Here is a 964-nt window from a genome sequence, read left to right as displayed (position 1 = left end):
TCGTTACCGACAACAAATGCTGAAGCGATCAAGCCTGAACGCGCCTGGTCAATAACAAACTGGGATTTCAAGGACTCTTTATATGATTTCAAAGTTAACGCAGCATTACGCAAAATCATCTGCATTCGTTCATTGCTGAACTTTCCATCGACCTTGAATTGGTCAATATTACGAATGTAGTTTTCAACAGCCTCGTCTGAGATATATAAATCTTTACCTTCTGCGTCCAATACCAAGATCTTTTCGTTGATCAGGCCTTCTAAAACTGAAGACTTTAACAAAGACTCTTCGATAAGATCCGGGTCTGCCCTTTCTCCCATCTGCGCAAGAATCTGGCGACGCTTACCTTCAACTGCCCTTAGGAAGTTACGCTCAGTAATCCCTTCACCATTCACCGTCGCTACTTCAGGTTCACCACTCAAACCTCCGACAATAGACTCTGCACCAAAAAGAGCAAAAACCACCACAATGACGCCAACAATAATCTTTGCGACAGTGCCTTGTGAATTATTACGAATGTCTTGAAGCATACCTTGATTCCTGATTCCCGGTTATTTCTTACTATGTTTATTCTTAATCGCTTACCGCCGCCGGCTTAATTTTTCAGAGCAAAGTCCTAAACCGTCATAAGCTTGTAATTTTTCTAGCCGCCGGATTGTACCCTACAGATCCTGATTTTAAAACAAATGAAATCACAAACGACTCCCCTTACTCACTGCATTAGTGAAAAATCCATCGTGTTGCCCCACAGCATTAGATTCAGACGCAAAATCTCCACGCTAAGCTAAACTTGTATAGCTCACTTAAAAACCTACTCAAGAACTCTTTTATGACCGCTACACACACTAAGCCACTCGTTCGCTCTAGGCTATCCAAATTCAATTCACCTCTTCTTGGTGCTTTTTTTTATCCTCGTCCTACTAATTGTAGGTAAAGCTAGCGCACAAACAGAACCCAGGTTATC

At 42.0% G+C, this 964-nt stretch carries 1 protein-coding gene; it reads right to left on the bottom strand.

Features of this window, described 5'->3' with window-relative positions:
* Positions 1-530: SurA N-terminal domain-containing protein (locus tag A3729_RS03490; protein WP_197475524.1), on the bottom strand; the 530-nt coding region annotated here is incomplete at its 3' end.
* Positions 531-964: the final 434 nt, after the last annotated feature.

Source organism: Oleiphilus sp. HI0043 (assembly GCF_001634935.1).
The sequence above is the reverse complement of the archived record's forward strand: the minus strand, read 5'-3'. Positions and strand labels throughout refer to the sequence as shown.